The sequence below is a fragment of the Allobosea lathyri genome (assembly GCF_900108245.1).
Classification (GTDB): Bacteria; Pseudomonadota; Alphaproteobacteria; order Rhizobiales; family Beijerinckiaceae; genus Allobosea; species Allobosea lathyri.
The window spans coordinates 76,248-100,764 of sequence record NZ_FNUY01000014.1; the positions used below are offsets into that span (position 1 = coordinate 76,248).

A 24,517-nucleotide genomic window follows, 5' to 3' on the forward strand; every position below is an offset into this window, starting at 1 on the left:
GGAAAGAGGCCCGGTGCGGTTCCGGGCCTCGGCAATGTCTGGTCAGTAATCCATGGCATGGCCGGCGCGACCTCCTTCTTCGGCAGCTCAGGACCACCGCCTCGGTGGTGATCAGCAGGCCGGCCACCGAAGCCGCATCCTGGATCGCCGTGCGCACGACCTTGGTCGGGTCGACGATGCCAGCCTTGACGAGATCGCCATAGGTTCCGGTCTGCTGTACTCGCCCGCTTCGAGCAGTTTGCCGATCACGACGCGCCGTCATCGCCGGCATTGTCGACGATCTGGCGGGCCGGAGCGGCGATCGCCTTGCGGACGATCTCGATGCCGGTCTTCTGATCATCGTTGGCGGGTGCCAGGCCTCCAGTGCCTTGACCGCACGCAGAAGGGCGACGCCGCCTCCCGGCAGAATGCCCTCTTCCACCGCAGCGCGGGTGGCGTTCAGGGCATCGTCGACGCGGTCCTTCTTCTCCTTGACCTCGACCTCGGTCGCGCACCGACGCGGATGACCGCGACGCCGCCAGCGAGCTTGGCCAGACGCTCCTGGAGCTTCTCGCGGGCGAATTCCGACTACAGTGAAGAGGAGATTGGCTGGGCGCTCGAACCTCTTGAAGCTCTCCCTGCGGGAACCAAATTCGTCCCGCGCCCTTCGCGCACTAACTGAAAGGAGCTTTTTGGAGGACCGCCGATGATCCAGCCATTGACCGCGATCGTGCCGCCGGCTCGTCCGGACACAGACGACACAGCCCTTGACCGGCTATTGCACCCGAGCCGGTTCTATGAGCGGCCGCGTGATGTCCTGCGCGACAGTTCGCTTCCAAACTCGGAAAAGCGGGCGATCCTGTCGTCCTGGGCATCCGACGCCTGTGCCGTGGAATCATGTCCCGCGCTGCGACACCCACCCTTTGCCCCTCAACCGGTCGGCTTCGACGAGGTCATGGACGCGCTCGCGTCCCTCGATCAGCCGTCCCGAAGCCTTCGGTGAAACGGCCGTACACCGCCGCCAAAGATCGCCGCGCCTCTTCTAACCGGCCAGTTTTGCGCGCTCACAAGCTGCGCTCTGCCTTGACCATGCTCGGCATCGTCATTGGTATCGCCTCGGTCGTCAGCGTCGTCGCGCTGGGCGAAGGTTCACGCCAGCAGGTTCTCGCCAACATCGCCGGGCTCGGCACCAACATGCTCGAGATCTTCCCCGGCACAGGTTACGGCGACCGGCGCTCGAACCTGATCAAGACGCTGACAGTGGCCGACGCGCAGATCGTCGCGAGCCAGCCCTATGCCGACGGCGTTACGCCAACCGTCTCGACCAGCGCGACCCTGCGCTTTGGCTCGGCCGAGGCGAGCGGGCTGGTCAATGGCGTCGGCGAGCAGTATTTCGCTGTCAGGGGCAGCACCTTGGTTCAAGGCAGGTTCTTCGACGAGGACGATGTCCGCCGGCTTTCGCAGGACGTCGTGATCGACGAGAACACGGCCGGCGTGCTGTTCGGTCCGTCCGGGCAGAACCCGATCGGCAGCATCATACTGATCGGCTCGGTGCCAAGCCGGGTGATCGGCGTGATGCGCCGGCAGCAGGGCGGCTTCGGCGCCAGCCAGAACCCACAGGTCTTCCTGCCCTACACCACGGTTCAGGGACGCTTCCTCGGCGACCTTTCGCTGCGCGCATTACGCTGCGCGTCAGCGACGACACGCCGATGGAGGCGGCGCAGGCTGCCGTAACCGAACTTTTGACGCATCGGCATCGCACCCAGGACTTCTTCATCCAGAACCTCGATGACATCCGGCAGGCCATCACCAGCAACAACGCCACCTTCGCGCTGCTCATCGCCTCGATCGCGGTGATCTCGCTGCTGGTCGGGGGCATCGGCGTGATGAACATCATGCTGGTCTCGGTGATCGAGCGCACGGGCGAGACCGGCCTGCGCATGGCAGTCGGAGCGCGGCGTGGCGACATTCTCCAGCAATTCCTGATCGAGGCCTCGCTGGTCTGCTTCATCGGCGGCGTGCTCGGCATCGGCCTGGCGCTCTCCGTCGGCTGGGGCTTCGGCCTGGCGGGTTCGCCGGTGCGCTTCGTCTATTCGGTCGAGGCGTTTGCGGCAGCCATCGCCTGCTCGACGCTGATCGGGCTCAGTTTCGGCTTCCTGCCCGCGCGTAACGCTGCCCAGCTCGACCCCGTCGAGGCGCTGGCTCGCGGAGCCTGAGCTACTGGAAGCCGGCGGCCCCGCTGTCGAGCCAGTCGGAGATTTCCGGCCCCGGTGCGGGCGTGGCAGTCTGCAGGACGATCTCGTCAATGATCAACTTGCCGATGAACAGGACAAGCGGCGGCTGGACCGCCCGCAGCAGCCGCAGCACGACGATCAGCGCGGCCAGTGCGGGGCTCGCGTTCCAGAGCGAGCGCAGCAATCGAGGCAGGTGAGCCCAGGTGCGGAAGCGCTGGCGCAGCGCGGTGCCCCACCCTCGAAACACGGAGGCGACATTCATCTGGGGGCCTCTGGCGAGTGGGGGGACGCGGGGCTTACACGATCTGCTCTGCGCTTGTCAGCAACGCCGTCGCACCATTGTCGCCGCTGTCGAGCTTGATCGCCCGGTAATCGCCGACGCCGAGCGGCGGCCGGTGCGCGATCAGCACGAAGGTCGCGCGCGGCAGGAGTTGACGCAACGCGCCGAGCAAATGCTGCTCGGCGCGCGGATCGAGCGCGCTGGTCGCCTCGTCGAGAACGATCCACTCCGGTCGGCGCAAATGAATGCGCGCCAACGCTAACCGCTGACGTTCGCCGCCGGAGAGGCCACGGCGCGCATCGTTCCAGGCCGCTTCCTGAAGCCTCCAAAGATGAGCCATACCGACGGCTGCAAGCGCCTGCTGAAAATCCTCGACCTCATGATCCTCCGGTGGAGCCGGATAGGCCAGCGCCGTTCGCAGATCGCCGAGCGGCAAATAGGCGTGTTGAGGCAAAAACAACATCCTCGCATCCGGCCGCTCGACGCGACCGGCGCCGTGGCGCCAGAGCCCGGCCAAAGCCTTCACCAGGGCGCTCTTGCCATGACCGGAGGGGGCGGCGATCCAATAGGTCCCGCCCGCTTCGAAGCTCAGATCGGGAACCGCAGCGAGTTCACGCCCGCCTGGCGTCGCGAGCCTGACCTCCCGTAGCAATAGGCGGTCGCTGCGACCCATGGCGAGGGCTGGCCGGGGCGGGCCTGCCGTCTTTTCGGCAGCCTCGAGAAAATGGCTCAGCCGACTGGCTGAGGCGGCGAGTTCGGCGAGGTCGCGATAGGAGAAGATGAACCAGGACAGGGTCGTGACCACGTTCTGGAACGCCGAGCCGATCTGCATCAGGCCGCCGAAGGTAACGCGCCCGGCGAGAAAGGCTGGCAGCGCGAGGAAGAGCGGGATGCGCAGCACGGTCTGAAAATAGGGCCGCGTGAAACAGCCAAGAATGAGCTCTCGATTTGCCAAGCCGCGCCAGTTCTGCGCGATCGCACCGAAGCGCTGTGACAGCAGGCGTCGCTCGGCCGACTCCCCGCCAGCCAGCGCCACGGCCTCGACGTGCTCGCGCAGGCGGGTCAGGGCGAAGCGGAAATCGGCCTCGCGGCGCTGCTGCTCGAAGGCCAGGGCTTTCAAGGGCTTGCCCAGCCAATGGGTGACGCCACTGGAAATCGCGACATAAAGCGGCGCGGCCCAGACCATGTAGCGGGGGATCTCGATGGCGACACCGGCAATGGTGAAGGCGAGCGGGAAGGTCGAGAGCGACCACAGGATGGTCACGAAGGAGACGAGCGCGACGATGTTGGTGATCAGCTCGATCGCCTCGCCCGTCAACTTGTCGACGAAGATGCGGCAATCCTCCGCGATGCGCTGGTCTGGATTGTCGAGACCGTTTTCAGTGCGGTCCCGCAAATGCCAATAGGCCTTGTTCGAGAGCCAGCGATCGAGCGCGGCTTCCGTCAGGGAGCGTCGCCAGCGGATCTGCAGCATCTTGCGGAGATAGCTGCCGGTCAGGAACAGGGTCACGCTGATCGCGATCAGGCCGAAGAAGCTGGCGATCTGGCGCAGCGTCGCGTCGATGTCGAGCTTCTGGAGCGCGTTGTAGAAATCCGCCGTCCAGGCGATCAGCCGGACCGAGACCTGCACGCCGGCCAGTCCAAGGGCGAGCACGAGCGCGAAATAGATCAGCCCCGCCCTCCCTCCCGGACCGTTGATGCACAGCCGGGTCAGCAGTGCGATGTGCGAGACGACGCGCCTCACGATGAGGCCTTGGTGGAATTGCGCCGCGGCGATGGCGGTTCGGGCGTATCCAGCCGGAAGATCGCGTCGGCTATGCCCTTGAGGCTGGCGCCATCGTGGTCAGCCCGGTCCGTCGGCAGCAATACGGCGAACTCGTCGATGCCAAGATCGCGCAGCTGGTAGGGCGTGCCGTGGCCGTATTCGAGATGACCGCGCCCGATGATCCCGACTACCAGCGTGTCGTCGGGAGCCGTTGCCAGGTAATCGGCTATCCCGCAGGCGAAGGCGCGATCCCAGGCCTGCTGAGCCCGGATGAAACGATTGAACCGCTCCGGCTCCATGGCGGCCGGGCGAACGGAGCCGGCAAACCCGCCCATGAGAGTGGCGAGATAGCGTCGATATCCCTCGGTTGCGGGCGCCGATGGCGTCACGCCGTCACGGTCTTCCACCGGAATAGCATCCCAGCCGACCTGTCCGACGCGGGTGACGAGTGGGCGATGGCAATTGAGCGCCAGCATCGGCACGCGCTGCTGCCGGCAGAAATGGAACAGCGGCAAATAGAGTTCCGCATCGAAGCCCCAGACCAGCGCCCATTCCGATTTTTCGAGGAAAGTCGCGGTGTCCATCTCGCCGGCGACCCAGGCGTCGAGCACCGGCTGGATGCGGCGCGGGAACATCTCGAAACCGACAGCCATCTGCGGTCGCAACAGATGCAGATAGGCCGTCACATGCAGTTGCCAGCGATGGATCTCGGCAATGTCATGGCTCTCGCCGAGCAGCACGACGCGCTCCCCGGCGATGACGCGCATGAGATCAGGCTGCGCGATCGCTTCTCCGCTCTGGGGCAGAAGCCAGGTTCCGCGCAGGTGCGCCAGGAGCTTCGAAGCGCTGGTGTGGATTGCCTCAGCCATGATCGCCGCTACGCTCTGATGGCACGCCCTCGAAGGCCGCAGCCGATCCACGTAGCACGAGGCCGATCAGGACGCCGTCAGCGTCCCGTCCGTGCAGCTCGACCTGATCGCCCTCACCTTCTCGCTGCCAGCCCGCAATGGCGCCGGCGCGCAGGTGCAGATGGAAATCGGGCTGCATCAGATTGACGAACCCCATCGCCGGCTTCGGCTCGGGCAGAGCGCCGCTCCAGATTTGATGCAGGCCAGGCCGGCGCAGTTCGATGGCGATCGGCGCGCCGTTGCGCAGGATCGCGGCGAAGGTCACGGCTCCGAGATCGCCTTCCGGCACCTCCTGCGAGCCGCCCATGCCGGCTTCGCGCGCGACGGGCTCCAGCGCTTCGCCGGAGCCGAACCCGGCAAGCGCCTGATCAAACGGCTCAAGTCCGTCGAGACCGATGAGGCTGAACAACACCTCGCCCTCGGCATTCTGGCATTCGAGGCGCGGCAGCACGCGCTCACGCATCTTGCTGGTGCGGTCGGCAATGAGGCGCGTGATCACCGTGAGGTCGAGCGCGCTGTCATGCATCTCGCCGGACAGGCGGACGAGATCGCCTTCGACGGCGATCTTCTCGACCACGCCCATTCGCTCATGCGTGGCTCCCCCGGCGCGGGCGCTGAGCATGATGCGGCCCATGCCTGGGAGCTTGGCGAGAATCTCGGCCGGGGTCTGTTTCAGCAATTCGCGGGGCTGGGTGGTGTCGGTCATTGTTGTCTCCAGAAATGGGTTGCGACGCTCCGGGTCTCGGTCGGAGCGTCGCCGAACAGCTCTGCCCTGTCGGGTCAGGCCGTCGAACAGGTGAACGGGGGTGCGCGTCAGAACTCGACCGAGGCGGCGAGCTTGAACGTGCGGCCCGGCGCGGTCTGCAGTTCCAGCGGATTGGTCGCGGCGACCGCGGCGGATGCGGGCACCTTGTCGAAATTGTAGACGTTAGAGAAATAGCGCTTGTCGAAGATATTCTGGACGCCGCCGCGCACGGTGATGAAGGAGGTCGGCTTCCAGTTCAGGAAGGCATCGAACACGGAATAGCCGCCAGGCTTGAAGACAGTCGGCGCGCTGGCGCGGGTGACGACCGACGCGAAGGTGCCGATGAACTCGGCCTCGAGCGCGTATTCCGGCATCAGGTATTTGAGGCCGGTCACCGCCGTCAGCGGGCTGACCGAGTTGTATGGCGTTGTCAGAGCGCCGACTTCGGCCTGCTGCTTGCCGTACTGGTAGCTGAGCGCGACATTAGCGATCCAGCGCTCCTGGAACTTCCACTCGGCCGAGGCCTCGATGCCGGAGATCTTCACGCTCGCCAGGTTGCGATAGGTTATGTCGGTGGTGCCGGGGATCGTGACGAAATTCTGGATGAAGTCCTTGTAGTCGGCGTGGAAGACGCCGACCGAGAACCAGCCATTATCGAAGCGGCCGCGCAGGCCGGCCTCGTAGGACTTGACGGTCTCGGGCTTGAGATCCGGGTTCGGGATCAGGTTCTGGTTGCCGAAGGGCAGCGAGGTGTAGAGCTGCTGTGCCGTCGGCATCTTGAAGCCCTGCGCGTAGCGCGCGTAGAGCGAATAGGTGTCGTCGAGCTTGAAGATGGTGCCGACCTGCGGGATCAGCTTGTGGGAGTCGATGTCACGCGGCTCCTTGCCGGGCACGATGACGTAGCCTGGCCCGATGCTTGGATCGATCTTGTAATTGGCGTAGCGAACGCCCGGCGTGATCGTCCAGCGGCCATTCAGCAGTTCGATTTCATCCTGCAGGAAGAAGTCGTAGCGCGTGGTCGTGGCATTGGCGAAGTTGAAGCCACCCGCCACCGTCGTGGTGGTGACGCCGGTCGTCATGTTGCGGACATCGTCGCGGCGCTCGTAATCGGTCTTGGTGATGTCGCCCTGGAAGCCGTAGGTCAGCCTGTGGAAGCTCGAACCCAGCGCGAAGCTCGACTTCGCCTGGATGTCGAGCTGTGAGAACTGCTCGGAATAGTCGAGGAAGCCGCGGGTGAAGCGCTGCTGGCCGTTGGAAAGTGTCTGCAGCCGGTTGTTGGTGACCTCGCGCTTCTGCGGCGAGAAGGACGCCTGCCAGCGGATCGAATCGAGGAAGCTTGTGCCGACATCCCACTGATGTTCCAGCGCGATGCGTTGGCGCGACTTCACCTCGTCGCGGATATAGGGGCCATTGCGGGTGCCCGCGCTGACGACGTTGTAGTCCCAGAGCTGGTTGACCGTCGAAGAATTGTCGAAATATTCGCCCGTCAGCTTGAACGTGTGATCGGTCGTGGGCTTGAATACGAGCTTGCCGAAGGCGTTCCACACCGTGCTGTTGAGCGGATTCAGCGTGTCGCAGCCGATATAGCGTAAGCTTGGCACCGGGCAGCCCCAGCGGCCGCCATCGGCGCGGGCGCGGCTGAGCTTGCCTTCCTGCGCCGTCTTCTGGCTCAGGCCGACGATGGCCTCCAGCGCCGGGGTGAGCCGGAATGCGGCGATGCCGGTCTTGGTGAAGGAGCGATCGAAGCTGTCATAGCCCGCATCGAGCCTGACCGCGTAGGGCTTGTCCTTGCCCTCCAGCAGATCGCGCGGATCGAGCGTGCGATAGGCGACGATACCGCCGAGGGCATCGGCGCCCCAGAGCACCGAGCCCGGCCCCCGTACGATCTCGACGCTCTTCAGGAAAGGCAGATCGACGAAATTGCGATTGCCGTCGGTGATACGCTCGATCACGCGCGATCCGTCGACCTGCATCTGCACGCGGTTGCCGCCGACGCCGCGGATGGTGAAACCCTCGTAATTGCCGAAGGGGTCGGTACCGCTGGTGATGCGGTTGACGCTGACGCCGGGCTGGTAACGCACCAGGTCCTGCATGTCGCGCGTCATGCGCTCGTCAAGTTCCGCGCGGGGAATCACGGTGACCGTGCCCGGAACCTCCAGAACCTGTTTCTCGCCGCGCGTCGCGGTCACGGTGATCTGATCGAGGGAAATCGGTGCGCCGGTAGTGCCGGCGCCGGCAGTGTCGCTCACGCTTTGGGCATAAGACATCGCCGCAGGCGATACTGAAAAAAGCAATGTTGCCACTACACATAGATTGTAATTGTTCTTCATAGCAATGATCCAGCCCAAAGGTGAGGCTGTTTAATATGTACATGTAAGATTCTGCAATTGAGTTTAGCAGTAATTTTTAAGTAAATTATTGAACTAATTAAAATGTAGTGCCCTTATTTCTAGATCTTAGTTTTATAATTTCGCGAATAAGAATCCTAGAGTATTTTTACGTCATTTAAAATCTACGAAGTTCGAGGTCGCGCTTTCTATCGCAAGCCGGTCCCGCAGGCCGCTTAGAAATCAGGCGAACCGTGCCGAAGAACTTGGGAAGGGCATACGAACGTAACGCAACCAGCCGGTCGAACCGAAGAACGGGAAAACCACTTGCGCCACAGCGCCTTCAAGCGCGTGCTTTTGGTCGGGACCCGTCCTCGCGGAAGGCATTATGGCCAGCGGCCATGCGCGCCGCATCAACAGGGCGAACACATGGCCGCACCGACCAGCCCTGCAGAGCGCTCAAAAGCCCTTGCCAAGGGAGAGCCGTCCACACATGGCGCGAGGCGGTATCGGGTCAACAGGTAGGCTTTGTCGCGTTGTGGGTTGCGAAAGGTTGATCGTACGATCCGCTTTAGCGAGAATTTAACCGTAACGGCAATCTTGAGGCCATCCTGAGAGCGGCTAACGTAGGCCCGATCCGCAAGGGATGTTCGTCTCAGCAGGAGTTCAGACTCGCGAGTGCAAGGCCGATAGTGTTTGTAGGCTGGTGTGTGGGTCGACGGTTGCGTAAAAAATATTCTTCAACGAATTCAATTGGTTGTTTGATAATATGGCGGACAGGGCGGGATTCGAACCCGCGATACGGTTTCCCGTATACACACTTTCCAGGCGTGCGCCTTCAACCACTCGGCCACCTGTCCGGCGGGCTGCTTATGACCGCGAGACGATGTTCTTTCAAGGGGTGATGCGCTGGCTTTACACATTCATTCGATTGCCGGCCCGGCGCGGGAGCTTTCGCCCGGTTGCAAACGGCTGTGGGAATGGGCACATCCAGTGCCGGTCTTGACCGGGAGCTGAGCGCGGACGTGATTCAGGATGCGTCCACAACCCGGCATGGATGAGGGATGAGGATGCTGAGATATCTCGTGCGGCTGATCGGTTATGTCCTGATCGCGGCCGGATTTGTGTCCCTCGTCATCGATGGTGCCCGGTCGATCGCCAACTCGGCACTGCAATTCACCGCGCTGGGGCAAAGCTTCACCGCTGTTCTGCATGAGCGATACCTGCTGATCCAGCCCGCGATCGAGCGCAATATCCACCCCTTCCTCTGGGATCCGATAGTCGTGAACCTGATGCGCGCGCCGACCGCCCTGGTCGCACTCGCGCTCGGCTTCCTGCTGCTGCGCCTGGGTGCGCCGCCCAAGGCCCGGATCGGCATCGTCACGCGGCGGTAAAGGGCGGGCACGCGGCGCCCCGCCTGTGCGAACGGCCGGCTCGTGCTTATCTACGCCTGCGATTGACAGTGACGGAGTCGAGGATGTTCTTCCAGCGCAAGAAGACCGAAATGCCGCAGGCCGTGCAGGCCTTGCCGGGCCGCCAGGAGCCGATCCTGATGGCCGGATCGCATTTTCTCAATAGGCGGTCGCTGATCGGGCCATATCCTGAAGGATTGGAGACGGCCGTCTTTGGGTTGGGCTGCTTCTGGGGTGTCGGCATACAGGCTTGAAGGGGAACCCCGGCAGTGAAACTTCGCGGCGCGTTGCAAGCTGTTCTGTCTGCCGTTGGGATTTTTCGATTGATCGGCTGCCTAAAGCTTCCGACACTCGATCTGTGCACGAGAGGTTGATGGCATGGCCTTGCCTTTTCGATTGAAATTCGCTGCCGCGATCCTCGCCTTTGGCGTGGCGGCGGGAGCGACCGGTCTAGCCTTCGCTCAGGCCCGCGCCTTTGTTCGGATCGCCACCGGCGGCCCGGCCGGCACTTATCACGCGATCGGCGCGCTGATCGCGAGTGCGATCTCGGCTCCGCCGCAATTCGTCGTGACCCCCATTACCAGCAGCGGCTCGGTCGCCAACATCAACGCGATCGTTGGCGGCACGACCGAAACTGGCTTCGTGCAGGCCGACGTCGCTTATTGGGCCTATTCCGGGACGGGCGTCTATCACGGCAGGCCGAAGGTTGAGGAACTGCGCTCGATCGCCAATCTCTATCCCGAAAGTGTCCATCTCGTCGTCCGCAAGGCCTTGAACGTGAAGAGCATTGCTGAGCTCAAGGGCAAGAAGGTCTCGCTCGACGAGCCGGGCTCCGGCACCTTGCTCAATGCCAAGACGATCCTCGCGGCTTTCGGGGTCGGCGAGCGGGATATCCTGGCTGAGTATTTCAAGCCGGAGCAGGCGGCCGAGAAGATGAAGGACGGCTTGATCGACGCATTCTTCTTCACTGGTGGCTTCCCGGCCGCAGCGATCTCGGAACTGGCCTCGACCGGTGCAGGTATCGACATTCTGCCGATCGCTGGCGCACCCGTGGAGAAACTCGCCAGGGAATTCCCCTTTTTCGCTGCCGACGAGATTCCGGACGGAACCTATAAGGGAGTCGGCGCGGTCAAGACGGTCGTCGTAGGCGCACATTGGCTGACGTCGTCGAAGGTGTCCGAGGACACTATCTACGCCCTGACCAAGGCCTTGTGGAGCGACAAGACACGCGTTGCGCTCGATTCAGGCCACGCCAAAGGCGCTTCGATCCAGAAGGAGACGGCTCTTTCGGGCCTGCTTGGCGTGCCGCTGCATCCCGGTGCCGAAAAGTTCTACAGGGAAACTGGACTGCTCAAATAGCGTAAAGCGGAAGCCACTCCGCGCACGCTGCTCCCAGTGGACAAGCGGGGCAGGTCTGCGCAGGATGGAGGCCGGCATCGTCCGTAAAAGTTCACTATCTGTTCTTGCGCTGGCGTTGAAGCTCCGCTAGCTTCCCCTTGGGAATGGGGTGGTGCGGATGGTGACGCGGGTCGCGACGGTGGCGTTCGAGGGTATCGAGGCGCGCGCCGTGGATGTTCAGGTCCAGGTCACGCCCGGCGGTGTCGCCTTCCTCCTCGTGGGGCTGCCGGACAAAGCCGTGGCGGAAAGCCGGGAGCGGGTCCGTGCGGCCCTGATCGCATCGGGCTTGGCCCTCCCCGCCAAGCGCATCACCGTCAACCTGGCTCCGGCCGATCTGCCGAAGGAGGGCAGTCACTACGATCTGCCGATCGCGCTCGCCGTCATGGCGGCGATCGGCGCGATCCCGGCGGATGCTCTGGCCGGTTATACCGTGCTGGGCGAACTTGCACTCGACGGCTCCATCACGGCCGTTGCCGGTGTGTTGCCCACAGCAATCGCGGCTTATGGCAGGGGGCAGGGGCTGATCTGCCCGGCAGCGTCGGGGCCGGAAGCCGCCTGGGCGGCGGCGGATATGGACATCCTCGCGCCTCGCTCGCTGATACAACTCGCCAATCATTTCAAGGGGACGCAGGTGATGGCGCGGCCGGAGCCTGCGGTGGCGCGGCAGGCGGGGCCCTTGCCCGATCTTGCCGACATCAAGGGCCAGGAAAGTGCCAGGCGTGTGCTGGAGATCGCGGCGGCCGGCGGCCACAACCTTCTGATGAACGGGCCCCCGGGGGCTGGAAAATCCATGCTGGCGAGCCGCCTGCCTTCGATCCTGCCGCCCCTGACTCCGCGCGAATTGCTGGAAGTTTCCATGGTGCTTTCGGTGGCCGGCCATCTCGCCGATGGGGCACTGACCGACCGGCGTCCGTTTCGCGCCCCGCATCATTCGGCCTCGATGGCGGCGCTGGTCGGCGGCGGGTTTCAGGCCAAGCCGGGCGAGGTGTCGCTTGCCCATCATGGCGTGCTCTTTCTCGATGAATTGCCGGAATTCCAGGCGCAGGCGCTCGATGCGCTGCGCCAGCCGATGGAGACCGGCGATGTGCTGATTTCGCGCGCCAACCACCGGGCCGTCTATCCCGCCCGCTTCCAGCTTGTCGCAGCCATGAATCCCTGTCGTTGCGGCAAGGCGACCGAGCCCGGCTTCGCCTGTCGCCGCCAGATGAACGAGCGCTGCATGGCGCAGTATCAGTCCCGCATTTCCGGGCCGATGCTGGACCGGATCGACATCACCATCGATGTTCCGGCCGTCACGGCATCCGACCTGATCCTGCCGGCGGCGAGCGAAGGCTCGGCGCAGGTCGCGGCGCGGGTTGCCAGGGCGCGGCGCCTCCAGACGGCGCGTTTCGAGGCATTGGGGCTGGGTCACGTCACCACCAACGCCGCATGCCGGCGAAGGTGCTGGATGAGATCGCACGGCCCGACAATGCGGGCATCGCGCTGCTGCGCGATGCGGCCGAGGCCATGCGCCTGACCGCGCGCGCATATCACCGCGTGCTCAAGGTGGCGCGGACGCTGGCCGATCTCGATGGCGAGCAGAAGGTCGGCCGGATCCATCTGGCGGAGGCCTTGTCATACCGCTCTCGCAGCGAACAGGTGGCTCAGGCAGCTTGAGGCGGTCGGCAGCGAGTATCTGGCAGGGTTAACGAATCTTGCCGGATAACCCTTAGACCTTGATGTTCTGACCAACGCTTTTTTCAAGAGCGCGGTGCTAGCGTCCGCGCATGGGATTTCCTGCATCGATCTGGCCGTTCGTGGCCGCGACCGTCTTCGCGCTGATGGCGAGCCTTGCCGCGCTTGGCCTGCTTCGGCAGCGCAACCGCATCATCAGGCAGGCGACCGAACTGACGCAGGATCTTGAGAAGCTGAACGACCGGCTCTGGGCGCTGGCCGACAGCGAGGAGCGCTATCGCAGCCTGATCGAAGCGCAGGGCGATCTGATCGTGCGCCGCGACGGAGCCCGTATCGTCTATGCCAACGCCGCCTATGCCGCCTTGCTCGGCCTGAGCGAGGCGCAGGTCATCGGCAATGAAGCCGAGCCGCGACGCATCGCCCTGCGCCCGGCCCAGGCGCTCGACGATGGCGCACGTGTCTTCGATGAATGCGTTGCGACCCCCGATGGCGAGCGCTGGATCTCCTGGGTCGAGACCGCCGTGCCGGTCGCGCTCGGCAAGACCGTGCTGCAGCGCGTCGGCCGCGATATTTCGGCCCGTATCGCGGGCGAACAGGCGCTGGACGAGGCGCGCGCCCGTGCCGAAAGCGCCAATGACGCGAAATCGCGCTTCCTCGCCACCGTCAGCCATGAGTTCCGCACGCCGCTCAATGGCATTCTCGGCATGGGCGACCTGCTCACCGATACCGGGCTCGATCCCGAGCAGACGACCTATGTGCGGGCGCTGCGAACGTCCGGGCAGGCCCTGCTTGGCCTCGTCGATGATATCCTCGATTTCGCCAAGGTCGAGGCAGGCAAGCTGGAACTCGTGAACGAGCGCTTCGATCTCGGACTGCTGATCGAGACCGTGTCGGAGTTGATGGCGCCGCGCGCGCAGGCCAAGGGGATCGAACTCGCCGCATATCTCGCGCCTGATCTGCCGAGCCATCTCATCGGCGATCAGGATCGGTTGCGCCAGATTCTGCTCAATCTTGTCGGCAACGCGGTCAAGTTCACTGAGCATGGCGGTGTCGGAATCCGTTTGACCCGTGCTGGAAGCGCAATCGAGATCGTGGTTTCGGATACGGGCCCAGGTATTCCCGAAGATCGCCTCAAGGCAATTTTCGAGGAATTCGAGCAGGCGGACAATTCCTCCGCACAGCGACATGGCGGCACCGGGCTTGGCCTTGCGATCGTGCGCCGGCTCGTGACGCTGATGAATGGCGACATCGAGTTGGAGAGCAGGCAGGGCGAGGGCGCGACCTTCCGGGTCAAGCTGCCGCTCGCGGCCGCTGCCGACGCGGTCCAGCCGCCGCCGCCCGACTGGCAGGGCAAGCACGTGCTGGTTGTTTCGGCCACGCCCTTCGGAGCACGTTTTCTCGTCGAGACGATCGAGGCCACAGGCGCAGTCGTCACGCTCGCGGTGAGCGATGACGAAGCTCGTGCGCAACTGTCTAACGAGCCGGCTTTGACGGCCGTGCTGATAGACCAGTCCATCGGTCACGCCCCTGCCAAGGCCCTCGCATCGGCCGTTCGCGCTGCGGGGATCGAGAATTGCCTGAGCGTCCTTTCACCCTTCGAGCGTCATCAGTTCGGCTCGCCGCGCGAGGCGGGCTTTACCGGCTTTCTCGTCAAACCGGTGCGGGCGCGCTCGCTTTACGAGCGTCTCTCATCGAGCCCGCCGCAAGTTCAAGTGGGAAACATTCTGCAGATCGAGGCGACACCCGTGAAACCACCGGCCGCTCCGCGGCTGACGGTTCTGGTTGCCGAAGATAACGATATCAATGCGTTGTTGGTGGTGCGAACATTGGAGCGCCTCGGTTGCGCCGCGACTCGGGCGCGTGACGGGCAGGAGGCCCTCTCCCATGTCGAGGCCGGCCTGAACGGTTCGGGCCCGCATTTCGACCTCGTCCTGCTCGACATCCGCATGCCCGGCATGGACGGGTTGGCTGCCGCGCGCGCCATTCGTGCGATGGAAAAGACGCGCCGCCAGTCCGCCCCGATGCCGCTGGTTGCGGTCAGCGCCAATGTCGCGGCGGGGGACCGTGCCGAAGCGCTCGCCGCGGGCATGAATGATTGCCTGGCGAAACCTTTGGAGCGCGCCGCCCTGCAGCGCTGGCTCGATCGTGTCGAGCGGCGCGAGCCTTTGACGCTGTCGGCCTGACTTGACGTCACAGCTTCGACGCAGTTCTGTCGCGATCTCGTAAGATCATTGAGGCAAACGTCTTCTGATGCCGAAATTGACGGCGTAGGGACAAGACAGGCAATGGCACTTGACCCGGTCAACCGTGCGAGCGAGCCGGCTAGGCAGTTTCCAGCCGGCAACCCGCTGCTGTCGCGGTTCTCGCCGTTGATGCTCATAACCGGCGGAGCGATGCGCCGTTTCGGCAATATTCCCGGCGAGGCGGCGCCACTGTCCGGCACGCTTGGCCGTGCGGGTTCGCTCGAGGTACGGCTGGCGCGGGGCCCCCGTGAAATCTGGCGGGCGCAGCGCCTGCGCTATCGCGTGTTCTATCAGGAGATGTCGGCGAAGCCCGACGTCGTGTCGCGCATGTTCCGTCGCGATGCCGATCGTTTCGACGGCGCCTGTGACCATCTGCTCGTCATCGACCATGCCGCGCGTGGCCGCTTCGGCGGCATCAAGCCCAAGGTCGTCGGCACCTATCGCCTGATGCGCCAGAGCGCGGCGACGCGGCTTGGCGGCTTCTACACGCAGGGCGAGTTCGATCTCGGCCCGATGATCGCGCGGCACCCGGATCAGCGTTTCCTCGAACTCGGCCGATCCTGCGTGCTCAAGCCCTATCGTACGAAGAAGACGGTCGAACTGCTCTGGCACGGCATCTGGGCCTATCTCCGCCATCACCGGATCGACGCGATGTTCGGCTGCGCCAGCTTCGACGGGACCGATCCCGACGCGCTCGCCCTGCCGCTGAGCTTCCTGCACCATCATGCCCGTTCCGAGGGGGATTGGAGCGCGGCGGCGCGCCCCGAGCGCTATGTCGGCATGGATCGCCTGCCGGCGGGGATGGTGGACGCGAAGTTGGCGCTGAAGCAGATGCCGCCGCTGATCAAGGGCTATCTCAGACTGGGCGCCCGGTTCGGCACGGGAGCGGTCATCGACCGCCAGTTCGGCACCACCGATGTGCTGGTGATCCTGCCTGTGGCGGCGATCGACCGCCGTTATGTCGAATATTACGGCGACGAGGGCCAGCGCTACGCGGCGTGAGCCGTGCCGGTCAGGTCTCGCTCTTGACCAGCACCCGCAGCGCCTCGCGATAGGTCGGATAGCGGAAGGCATAGCCGAGCTCGCGCTTCACCAGCGCATTCGAGACGCGCTTGTTCTCGCCATAGAAGCTCGCCGCCATCGGCGAAAGCTGGGCCGGGTCGAACGGCACCTCGGGCGGCGGCGCGATACCGATGAGGTCGGCGGCGAAGCTGACGACATCCTGCGGCGGAGCCGGTTCGTCATCGGTGACATTATAAACCGCTCCGGCGCGCGGCCGGGCGATCGAGGCCATCAGGACTCCCGCGATGTCGTCGACATGGATTCGGTTGAAGACCTGTCCCGGCTTGATCAGGCGCGTGGCCTTGCCCTCGCGCAACTTGACGATCGTATTGCGGCCGGGCCCATAGATGCCCGAGAGCCGGAAAATCTGGACGGGCTTGCCGGAGCTTTCGCCCAGCGTAAGCCAGGCATTCTCGATCGCGATCCTCACCTTGGCGCGCGCACTGGCAGAACTGGGTTTTACGCTTTCATCGATCCAGGCCCCGCCATGGTCGCCATAAACCCCGATGGTCGAGAGATAGCCGATCCAGCGCAGGTTCGGCGCGGCCGCCAATTCCCCGCTGAGGCGCTCAAGCACGGGGTCGCCGTTCTCCCCCGGCTGGACGGAAACCAGGACGGCATCGGCTTCCGCCACAGCGGCAGCCAGCGCCGATGAGACGGCAAAGCCGTTGAAGACCAGCGTGCGGATGCCGTCGCGGCTCAGCCGGCCGGCCTTTTCGGCCGAGCGGACGGTGCCGGTCACCTCCCAGCCGCGTGCGAGGGCTGCGCGGGCGAAAAAGCCGGCGGAATAGCCGAGGCCGAGGACAAGCAGTTTCATGCGGCACGGTCCGTTTCAGGCGGGAGAGTCAGCCATTCACGGCGGACAGCGGGATCGGTTTCTGCTGCCAGCGCAGAGTGAACCACATGGCGCGCCGCGCAGGGATCGAGCCGGATCAGCGCCCATGCAGCCATGGCACGTATCAGGGGCGAGGCGTCGCTGACCAGCCCGGCAGCGCTCGCCGCGAGATCGGGGCGGCCGCTATTGCCGATCGCGATCAGCACATTGCGGATGAAGCGGTCGCGCCCCGTGCGCTTGACCGGCGTACCCGCGAAAAGCGCCCGGAAGGCAGCGTCGTCGAGCCGGGCGAGATCGGCCAGCGGCAGGGCCTCAAGTTCGCCCTTGAGCGCCAACCGGGTTTCCTGAGCGGCTTCGGCGAACTTGTTCCAGGGGCAGACGGCCAGGCAATCGTCACAGCCGAAGACGCGATTGCCGATGCCCGGTCGGAGTTCCACGTCGATATGGCTGCGGTGCTCGATCGTCAGATAGGCGATGCAGCGGCGCGCATCGAGCTGGTAGGGCTGCGGGAAGGCGTTGGTCGGGCAGATATCGAGGCAGCGCGTGCAGGAGCCGCAATGGTCGCTCTCGGGCACATCGGCGGGCAGGGTGGCAGTCGTATAGATCGCGCCGAGCAGCAGCCAGGAGCCGTGCTCGCGCGAGACCAGCACGGTGTGCTTGCCCTGCCAGCCAAGCCCCGCCGCTTGCGCCAATGGTTTTTCCATCACGGGCGCGGTATCGACGAAAACCTTGACGTCCGCTCCGCCGCGCGCTGCCAGCAGACCGGCGACGCTCTTGAGCTTGCCCTTGATGACATCGTGATAATCGCGGCGGCGGGCATAGAGCGAAATCGCTGCCTTCTCCCTCTCGGCGAGCATGGCGAGGGGATCACCCTCGCCGGCATAGTTCATGCCGAGCATCACGACCGAGCGCACCTCGCTCCAGAGCTTGCGCGGGTCGGCGCGCTGGTCGCGGCGCTCCTCCAGCCAGTCCATGTCGCCATGATGGCCTTCAGCGAGCCAGGCCTCGAGCTGATCGGCCGCCTGCGGGATCGCATCGCTCCCCGCCACGCGAATGACGGCGAAACCTTCCGCAAGCGCGCGTTCGACGACCGCACGCTTCAGGCGCTCGCCGGACATCAAATTCCTGGCGATGGAGCCCTCATCTCCGGATGGACCGGCCTTCGGCTCCCCGGGGCGAGAGATGGTCGGGCGCGCGCTGTTCAAAAATCCAGATTGTCGTAATGCGCGCTCGGAGCCATTCCCGGCACCCGGTCGCTCAGCAGTGGCCTGAAGCTCGGCCGGGATTTGATCCTCGCATACCATGCGCGGGCCGCCTCATCCTCTTCCCAGGGCACATCGCCGAGATAGTCGACGCAGGACAGATGCGCCGCCGCGGCGAGATCGGCATAGCTCAGCTTTTCCCCCGCCAGCCAGTTCCGTTTGGCCGTGAGCCAGGCGATATAGCGCAGATGATAGCGCACATTGGCGCGCGCGGCACGGATTGCACTCATTTCCGGCGGGCCGCCGCCTTCGTCGCGGCCCATGAAGCGCTTCATCACCTTTTCCACCACGAGCGGCTGGGTGATCTCGTCATTGAATTTGAGGTTGAACCAGTCGAGCAGGCGGCGCACCTCGACGCGTTCCTTGGGGCCTTCCGGCAGCAGCCGACGCTCGGCCAGCGCAAGGCCGCGCGTTTCGTCGAGATATTCCGCGATCGGCCCCGAGCCGGGGACGGCGAACCCGTTCTCCTCGGAGAAGACCGGCGTGGTGCCCGCCGTGTTGATTTCCAGGAACTCGCGCCGGCGCTCCCAGACACGTTCCTCGATCAATTCGGCCTCCATGCCGAACTCGCCGAGGACGAGGCGGATGAAGCGCGAATGCGGACATAGCGGATAGTGATGAAGGGTCGCCATGGCACTCTTGAAACAGGAAGGTGCGGCTGAAGCAGGGCCGCAACGGGATGCGCATCCCGACATGCGCTGGGCGCCTGCTATAGTCCTGTGAGGAAACCGTCACAACCCGCAGGCCTTCTGAAAGGGTGATTCCCGAGCGTTGCGTTGGTGAAGTGGTAACCAATTTGCAAAGAGCTGGGCTTATGCAAGCGCGCGGCTTAATGCGTGCCGCGCCCGAGATCCCTTGCGGCCAAGGAAATGCCGGACATGCAAAATCTGATCGAAGCCGTCATCCTTGGCATCGTCGAGGGGTTGACCGAATTCCTGCCGGTCTCGTCGACCGGACATCTGCTGTTGCTCGGCCATTTCCTCGGCTTCGAGTCCAATGGCAAATCCTTCGAGGTGCTGGTGCAGCTGGGCGCGATCCTGGCGATCACGCTGGTCTATTTCCGCCGCCTGCTCGACATCGCCCTGCGGCTGCGCACCGATCCCGCGGCGCGGCGTTTCGTCATCGGGGTGCTCGTCGCCTTCCTGCCGGCGGCGCTGATCGGCGCTGTGCTGCACGGGTTCATCAAGGGCGTACTGTTCAACCCCTTCCTGGTCTGTTGCACGTTGATCGCCGGTGGACTGGTGCTGCTCGTCGTCGACGAGCTGGAACTGGAAGAAAAATACACCGACGCCACGGCCTTCTCGCTGCCGATGTATCTGAAAATCGGTTTGATCCAGTGTCTGGCGATGATTCCCGGCGTATCGCGCTCGGGCTCCACCATCGTCGGCGCCATGCTGCTGGGCGCGAGCAAGCGCGCGGCGGCCGAGTTCTCCTTCTTCCTGGCCATGCCGACCATGGCAGGCGCCTTCGCCTATGATCTGCTGAAGAGCTACAAGACGCTGACCGTCGATGACACGACGCTGATCGTGGTCGGCTTCATCGCAGCCTTCTTCTCGGCGCTGCTCGTGGTCAGGACGTTCCTCGACTATGTCTCCAAGCGCGGCTTCGCGCTCTTCGCCTGGTGGCGGATCACCGTTGGCCTGGTCGGTCTCGCCGGTCTCTGGATATTCGGCTGAAGGTGGCGGCTCAGGGCGCCCGCAGCGGGTCGACCAACGGGTCCGACAGGGTGCCCGCGGCGGCTGCCTGAACCGAGGGTAGCGAGCCGGTCTGCCGTTCGATCATGCGGTGCACGACGGGCGGGTTGGGGCCGCTGTGCAAGGCGCGCACGCGCTCGCCGATTTCCGCATCGGCCTGCGTCACCCGCTGGTTCTGGCGGACATATTCGACCCAGGTCGGGCTGTCATAGCGTTCCATCCAGAGCATCGGGTCGGTCAGGTCGCGCAGCAGGGTCCAGTGACGGGCTCCGTCGCGGCGCCGAATGCGGCGGCGCTCGGCCATGGCGTTGAGGAAGGCGACGACGTCCTCCTCGCGAATGATATACTCGATGGTGACGATCACCGGCCCGCTGCGCGGTTCGATGTCGACCGCGACCTTGGGTTCGCGCCAGCTGCTCAGCGGATCGAGATTGAGCTCCTCCAGCGGCGGCAGCTTGTAACGCAGGCCGATCGCGGCGCCGACGAGCAGCGCGATGGCCGAGATCAGCAGTGCCTTTTCCGGCCCCAGATGCAGCGTCGCCTGGCCCCAGGCCCAGCTGCCCGTCGCCATGCCCCCAAAAGCCGCCATCTGATAGAGCGCCAGCGCCCTGCCCACGACCCAGCGTGGCGCGGAAAGCTGCACGGTGGCATTGAACGTGGAGAGCGTCAGCACCCAGCTTGCGCCCGCGACGCACAGGGCCGGCATCGTCAGCCACATCGACGTGCTCAGGGCGATGATTGCGGCAGCGGCGGCATAACCGGCGAAGGTCAGGCGCACCAATGCCTCGGTGCTGAGCATCCGGCGCAGGCGCGCGCTCATGAAAGCGCCCGCGACCGCGCCGGCACCGAAGGCCCCGAGCAGCACACCGAAGGTGAGGGGGCCGCCATGCACAAGGTCGCGCGCGATGAGCGGCAGCAGGGCCAGCACCACGATGCCGCCAAAGCCGAAGGCGAAGCTGCGCAGGATCACGCTGCGGATATTCGGCGACATCGCGATGTAGCGTACGCCGGCGCTCATCGCGATCCAGAGCGTCTCGCGCGGCAGCAGCCGCTCGACGCGCGGCGGCTGCCAGCGCGCCAGCACTACGATCAGGGCGATATAGCTGAAGGCGTTGATTGTGAAGGCTGCGACCGCGCCCGCAGCCGCGACGATGGCGCCGCCGATGGCCGGGCCGACGCTGCGGGCGATGTTGAAGGCGACGCTGTTCAGCGTGACGGCGGCCGGCACGTCGCGACGCGGCACCATGTCGCCGACCGAAGATTGCCAGGCTGGGTTGTTCAGGGCCGTGCCGCAGCCGATCAGAAAGGTGAAGGTCAGCAGCAGCCAGGGCGTGATCAGGCCAAACCAGGCCGACAGGGCCAGCATGACCGAAACCGTCAGCATGAAGCCCTGCGCGGTCAGCATGATCGAGCGGCGGTCGTAATTGTCGGAGATGGCACCCGCTGCGAGCGAGAACAGCATGACCGGCAGCGTCGTCGAGGCCTGAACGAGAGCGACCATGTCCGGCGACGCCGCAATCGAGGTCATCATCCAGGAGGCGCCGACGGCCTGGACCAGGCCGCCGAAATTCGAGGCCAGGCTGGCGAACCAGACCGCCCTGAACACAGGCTGGCGCAAGGGCACGAAGGGCGAAACGCGTTCCGGCACCGGCCCGAGCCCATCCGCGACAAGATCGGCGGCGGCGACGTCGGCTATCGGCTGGGCGTTCGGATCGTCAGGCATGCCATAGGGTTAGAGGCTTGCGCACGCACTGCCAACCGCGATTGAGCCGCAAACGTGATCCTGATGTTCGTCAGGAGCCGGCCCGGACTGGCACGGGCTGGCCGTCCTGCCGCGACCGCCTTGGCTTGGGCGCGCGGAAGGCATGGCCGAGCGCGACGACCAAACCGGCAAAAGCGACCCAATGGCCCGGCCGCAATGAGGCGATGTCCTGATAAACCACGATATCGGCATTGGCCTGGAACACGAGCCAGGGCGAAACGCCGGTGGCGAAGGCATACCAGCCCGTCTCACACAGCGCGGTGACGAGACCGGTCAGAAGGGCCGCCCCGACAAGCACCGGAGTAGTCACCGCGATCTTGAAGCGGTTCAGCCCGCGATACAGCATCAGCAGCGCGAACAATCCCGTCATCAGCACAGGCTGTGTGACGTCGATCTTGGACTGCAGAGCGAAATGCAGCAGCCCCAACCCCGTGATGACGTAGATAAGATTATGCAGGCGCTGCCAGCGCTTGGCGCCCATCCTCCGGATCATCCCATCGGTCGAGGTGACACCAAGTGCGATCAGGCCGATCAGCGCGGTGATGCCGACGAGCAGATAGAAGCGCTTGATGATCTCGGAAACGATCAGGCCCCAGTCGAAGGCGAGGTCGATGCAATAGAGCGAAAAATGGCCGATCGCATAGGCGAGTACCGAAAGCCCGAGCATGCGGCGGATGCCGATCAGCTTGCCCCAGTCCAGAATGCGCCGGAGCGGCGAGACGGCCAGCGTGACGAGCAGCAGCCGCACCGCCCAGGTGCCGGTGTCGTGCACGGCCTGTGTCCAGGGCTTTGAGCCGAGCTGGCCGTTCCAGGCTTCATAGGCGAGGATCAGGGCAGGGATGAGCACGAGCGCGAAGGTCGCTCCACGCAGGAGAGAAAAGCGTCCCTGCCGGTCAAGCCATGGCAACCATGCCGTCACGGTGTTCTCCTTGCCGCAGCGTATTCGCCCTTCGAGATAGCCGAGAGCTCTTGCCTCTGTCTTGCACGTCTGCACACAAGGGCGTGAACACCTCGTCTTGTCCCCTCTCTCGTTGAACGGACGGTTCCATGCCTGCCAAAGCTCCTACGGTCGTCTTCGATGTCGGCAATGTCCTGGTTCGCTGGGACCCGCGTGTGCTCTATCGCGAACTCATCCCCGACGAGGCGAAGCTCGACTGGTTCATGCAGAATGTCTGCACGGCCGCCTGGAACATCGAGCAGGATCGCGGCCGGTCCTGGGAGGATGCGGTGGCTTTGCTGGTTGCCGCCCACCCCGAATGGGAAGCCGAGATCAAGGCCTATGACGAGCGCTGGCACGAGACCATCCCCGGCGTAGTCGAGGACAGCGTCGCGGTGCTCAGGGAGTTGAAAGCGCGCGGCGACAAGGTCTACGCGATCACCAATTTCTCGCGCGAGAAATGGGCGGAATGCCTGATCCGCTTTCCCTTCCTGCAGAGCTTCGACGGCGTCGTCGTCTCCGCCCATGAGCGTCTGATCAAGCCGGATCCGGCGATTTATCATGTGCTGCTGGAGCGCTATGGCCTGTCGGCGCATGACTGCGTCTTCATCGATGACAGCGCCAGGAACATCGAAAGCGCGAGGGCGGTCGGCATGCAGGGCGTCCACTTCGTCGAGCCGATCGACCTGCGGGCGCAGTTGCGGGCGGCCGGCGTCGATATCTGAGATTTTCAAGCGATGAGCGCTGCGCGTTTCAAGTCGATAGCCGCCGAGCGGTTGATCTGGGAAAAGGACTTGCCTTGATTGCCGAATGGGAGTGGCATGCGCATCGCAACAATAGCCTTGCGATGGAGAAGACCATGCTGAGGAACGTCATTCTTGCATCCGTATCCGCCTTTGCGTTCGCGGCGATTGCCGCGACGCCGGCGGCCGCGCTCACGATGAAGGAGTGCAGCGTCAAGTATCAGGACGCCAAGAAGGCCAATAGCCTGAAGGGCCAGAAGTGGAACGACTTCCGCAAGGCGCAATGCGGCGACGACGACGCGGCCGATGACGAGGCGGCTGCTGCCATCCCGGCCGAACCGGCTGCGCCTGCCGCAACGCCCGCCGGCACGCCTGCCAAGCCTGCCACAGCGCCGGCACGTGCCAAGGCGGCCGTGTTCCCCAAGGCCGTCTCGCAGAAATACTCCGACGAAACGGCCGGCAAGGCGCGGTTGAAGACCTGTGTCGACCAGTACAATGCCAACAAGACCGCCAACGCCAACGGCACGCTGAAATGGATCGAAAAGGGCGGCGGCTACTGGAGCCAGTGCAACGCCAAGCTGAAGAGCTGATCCAGGCGGACCTTATAACGCGGTCTCGTCATAGATGACGTCAGTCCGTGCCGCGCTCATCGTCATGGTCGCCCTTGTGGCGACCATCCACGTCTATCGACGCTGATGTAAGGTCATTACTTTCGCAAACTGCGCTCTGCCGGTGCAGTCGAAGACGTGGATGGTCGGGACAAGCCCGACCATGACGGGGAGAGGCGATGCCCCTTTCCCCTTCCAGGCGAAGGAAAACGGTTCAGGCGGCAACCGCCTCGATCACCTTCTTTTCCCACTCCTCGCCCCAGATCATGACGGCGTGGCCTGGCGAGACCTCGCGGAACTGGCGGATCGGCGGGACGAAGTCGGCGTCGCGCACCGGGCTCTTGATCTCGTCGTTGGAGACCGGGCTCTTCTCGTGGCGCCGCATCGGATCGGCGATCGGCACGGCGGCCAGCAGGCGCTTGGTATAGGGGTGCTGCGGGTTGCCGAAGATCGCCTCGCGCGGGCCGATCTCGACGATCTCGCCGAGATACATCACCGCGACGCGATGGCTGACGCGCTCGACCACCGCCATGTCATGCGAGATGAACAGATAGGCGAGCTTCATCCTGGCCTGCAATTCGAGCATCAGGTTGACCACCTGCGCCTTGACCGAGACGTCGAGCGCCGAGACCGCCTCGTCGGCGACGAT

Annotated in this window: 21 protein-coding genes, 1 tRNA gene and 3 pseudogenes; 12 read left to right on the forward strand and 13 right to left on the reverse strand. The window is 64.5% G+C overall.

All coding sequences use genetic code 11. The features are described 5' to 3' along the window. Positions 1-53: 53 nt before the first annotated feature. A pseudogene (locus C4S73_RS28380) lies at positions 54-567 on the reverse strand (TCP-1/cpn60 chaperonin family protein); the annotation flags it as partial. Between the two features lie 118 nt (positions 568-685). Between C4S73_RS28380 and C4S73_RS24635 the strand changes: the two are divergent. From C4S73_RS24635 to C4S73_RS29125, 3 genes are all read left to right on the forward strand, one after another. Continuing rightward, positions 686-982, forward strand: coding sequence for a hypothetical protein (locus C4S73_RS24635; protein ID WP_103875240.1), 297 nt, complete (start codon positions 686-688; stop codon positions 980-982). Positions 983-1,068: 86 nt separating this feature from the next. Further along, positions 1,069-1,713, forward strand: coding sequence for an ABC transporter permease (locus tag C4S73_RS29120; RefSeq protein WP_425290373.1), 645 nt, complete (start codon positions 1,069-1,071; stop codon positions 1,711-1,713). Next, positions 1,689-2,195 carry an FtsX-like permease family protein gene (locus C4S73_RS29125; RefSeq protein ID WP_425290371.1) on the forward strand — a complete coding sequence of 169 codons (507 nt, stop codon included), beginning with the start codon at positions 1,689-1,691 and terminating at the stop codon, positions 2,193-2,195. Before C4S73_RS29120 ends, C4S73_RS29125 begins: the two co-directional genes overlap by 25 nt. 1 nt (position 2,196) lies before the next feature. On the opposite strand, the gene C4S73_RS24645 is transcribed toward C4S73_RS29125, so the two are convergent. From C4S73_RS24645 to C4S73_RS24670, 6 genes are all read right to left on the reverse strand, one after another. Further along, positions 2,197-2,475 carry a hypothetical protein gene (locus tag C4S73_RS24645; RefSeq protein ID WP_146071490.1) on the reverse strand — a complete coding sequence of 93 codons (279 nt, stop codon included), beginning with the start codon at positions 2,473-2,475 and terminating at the stop codon, positions 2,197-2,199. 34 nt (positions 2,476-2,509) lie between these two features. Then, on the reverse strand, positions 2,510-4,237 hold the full coding sequence (locus C4S73_RS24650) for an ABC transporter ATP-binding protein/permease (protein WP_103875242.1): 1,728 nt from the start codon (positions 4,235-4,237) through the stop codon (positions 2,510-2,512). Further along, positions 4,234-5,127: a ChaN family lipoprotein gene (locus C4S73_RS24655; protein WP_103875243.1), complete on the reverse strand. Its 894-nt coding sequence runs from the start codon at positions 5,125-5,127 to the stop codon at positions 4,234-4,236. The genes C4S73_RS24650 and C4S73_RS24655 overlap by 4 nt, the downstream gene beginning before the upstream one ends. Further along, positions 5,120-5,872 (reverse strand): hypothetical protein, encoded by a 753-nt coding sequence (locus tag C4S73_RS24660; RefSeq protein WP_103875244.1) that lies wholly within the window; start codon positions 5,870-5,872, stop codon positions 5,120-5,122. Before C4S73_RS24660 ends, C4S73_RS24655 begins: the two co-directional genes overlap by 8 nt. 107 nt (positions 5,873-5,979) lie before the next feature. Next, the gene (locus C4S73_RS24665; protein ID WP_160115904.1) at positions 5,980-8,160 is read right to left on the reverse strand and encodes a TonB-dependent hemoglobin/transferrin/lactoferrin family receptor; all 2,181 of its coding nucleotides are present in this window, start codon (positions 8,158-8,160) and stop codon (positions 5,980-5,982) included. 848 nt (positions 8,161-9,008) lie between these two features. Next, positions 9,009-9,098: transfer RNA gene (locus tag C4S73_RS24670), tRNA-Ser, on the reverse strand. A gap of 210 nt (positions 9,099-9,308) precedes the next feature. Here C4S73_RS24670 and C4S73_RS24675 point away from each other — a divergent pair. The 6 genes and pseudogenes from C4S73_RS24675 (at position 9,309) to olsB (ending at position 15,967) form a co-directional block, all read left to right on the forward strand. Beyond that, positions 9,309-9,632 carry a hypothetical protein gene (locus C4S73_RS24675; RefSeq protein WP_146071491.1) on the forward strand — a complete coding sequence of 108 codons (324 nt, stop codon included), beginning with the start codon at positions 9,309-9,311 and terminating at the stop codon, positions 9,630-9,632. Between the two features lie 83 nt (positions 9,633-9,715). Further along, positions 9,716-9,886: pseudogene (locus C4S73_RS24680) on the forward strand (peptide-methionine (S)-S-oxide reductase MsrA); the annotation flags it as partial. 160 nt (positions 9,887-10,046) lie between these two features. Beyond that, positions 10,047-11,009: a TAXI family TRAP transporter solute-binding subunit gene (locus tag C4S73_RS24685; RefSeq protein WP_425290374.1), complete on the forward strand. Its 963-nt coding sequence runs from the start codon at positions 10,047-10,049 to the stop codon at positions 11,007-11,009. 157 nt (positions 11,010-11,166) lie between these two features. Next, positions 11,167-12,704 (forward strand): annotated as a pseudogene (locus tag C4S73_RS24690) (YifB family Mg chelatase-like AAA ATPase). 110 nt (positions 12,705-12,814) lie between these two features. After that, a complete protein-coding gene (locus C4S73_RS24695; protein ID WP_244595768.1) occupies positions 12,815-14,905 on the forward strand; it encodes an ATP-binding protein in 2,091 nt (696 codons plus the stop codon). A gap of 102 nt (positions 14,906-15,007) precedes the next feature. Further along, positions 15,008-15,967, forward strand: a complete 960-nt coding sequence (gene olsB / locus C4S73_RS24700; RefSeq protein WP_103875249.1) for a l-ornithine N(alpha)-acyltransferase — start codon at positions 15,008-15,010, stop codon at positions 15,965-15,967. A gap of 10 nt (positions 15,968-15,977) precedes the next feature. Here the strand turns inward: olsB and C4S73_RS24705 are convergent, their stop codons facing one another. From C4S73_RS24705 to C4S73_RS24715, 3 genes are all read right to left on the reverse strand, one after another. Further along, a complete protein-coding gene (locus C4S73_RS24705) occupies positions 15,978-16,844 on the reverse strand; it encodes an SDR family oxidoreductase (protein ID WP_103875250.1) in 867 nt (288 codons plus the stop codon). After that, positions 16,841-17,980 (reverse strand): tRNA epoxyqueuosine(34) reductase QueG, encoded by a 1,140-nt coding sequence (queG, locus tag C4S73_RS24710; RefSeq protein ID WP_244595769.1) that lies wholly within the window; start codon positions 17,978-17,980, stop codon positions 16,841-16,843. The genes C4S73_RS24705 and queG overlap by 4 nt, the downstream gene beginning before the upstream one ends. Before the next feature lie 83 nt (positions 17,981-18,063). Continuing rightward, positions 18,064-18,756 carry a glutathione S-transferase family protein gene (locus tag C4S73_RS24715; RefSeq protein WP_103875252.1) on the reverse strand — a complete coding sequence of 231 codons (693 nt, stop codon included), beginning with the start codon at positions 18,754-18,756 and terminating at the stop codon, positions 18,064-18,066. Between the two features lie 246 nt (positions 18,757-19,002). On the opposite strand from C4S73_RS24715, the gene C4S73_RS24720 reads away from it, so the two are divergent. Then, positions 19,003-19,800 (forward strand): undecaprenyl-diphosphate phosphatase, encoded by a 798-nt coding sequence (locus C4S73_RS24720; RefSeq protein WP_103875263.1) that lies wholly within the window; start codon positions 19,003-19,005, stop codon positions 19,798-19,800. Positions 19,801-19,810: 10 nt separating this feature from the next. Here the strand turns inward: C4S73_RS24720 and C4S73_RS24725 are convergent, their stop codons facing one another. Both C4S73_RS24725 and C4S73_RS24730 read right to left on the reverse strand, forming a co-directional pair. Further along, on the reverse strand, positions 19,811-21,466 hold the full coding sequence (locus C4S73_RS24725; RefSeq protein ID WP_425290375.1) for an MFS transporter: 1,656 nt from the start codon (positions 21,464-21,466) through the stop codon (positions 19,811-19,813). A 145-nt stretch (positions 21,467-21,611) separates the two neighbouring features. Further along, the gene (locus C4S73_RS24730; protein WP_244595770.1) at positions 21,612-22,499 is read right to left on the reverse strand and encodes a protein-methionine-sulfoxide reductase heme-binding subunit MsrQ; all 888 of its coding nucleotides are present in this window, start codon (positions 22,497-22,499) and stop codon (positions 21,612-21,614) included. 128 nt (positions 22,500-22,627) lie between these two features. Here C4S73_RS24730 and C4S73_RS24735 point away from each other — a divergent pair, with 128 nt between their 5' ends. Both C4S73_RS24735 and C4S73_RS24740 read left to right on the forward strand, forming a co-directional pair. After that, positions 22,628-23,242 (forward strand): HAD family hydrolase, encoded by a 615-nt coding sequence (locus C4S73_RS24735; protein ID WP_103875255.1) that lies wholly within the window; start codon positions 22,628-22,630, stop codon positions 23,240-23,242. Positions 23,243-23,376: 134 nt separating this feature from the next. Continuing rightward, a complete protein-coding gene (locus tag C4S73_RS24740) occupies positions 23,377-23,850 on the forward strand; it encodes a hypothetical protein (protein ID WP_244595771.1) in 474 nt (157 codons plus the stop codon). A gap of 232 nt (positions 23,851-24,082) precedes the next feature. Here C4S73_RS24740 and C4S73_RS24745 read toward each other — a convergent pair. Further along, positions 24,083-24,517, reverse strand: a 435-nt coding sequence (locus C4S73_RS24745; RefSeq protein ID WP_146071492.1) for an ABC transporter ATP-binding protein, incomplete at its 5' end; no start/stop codon positions are given.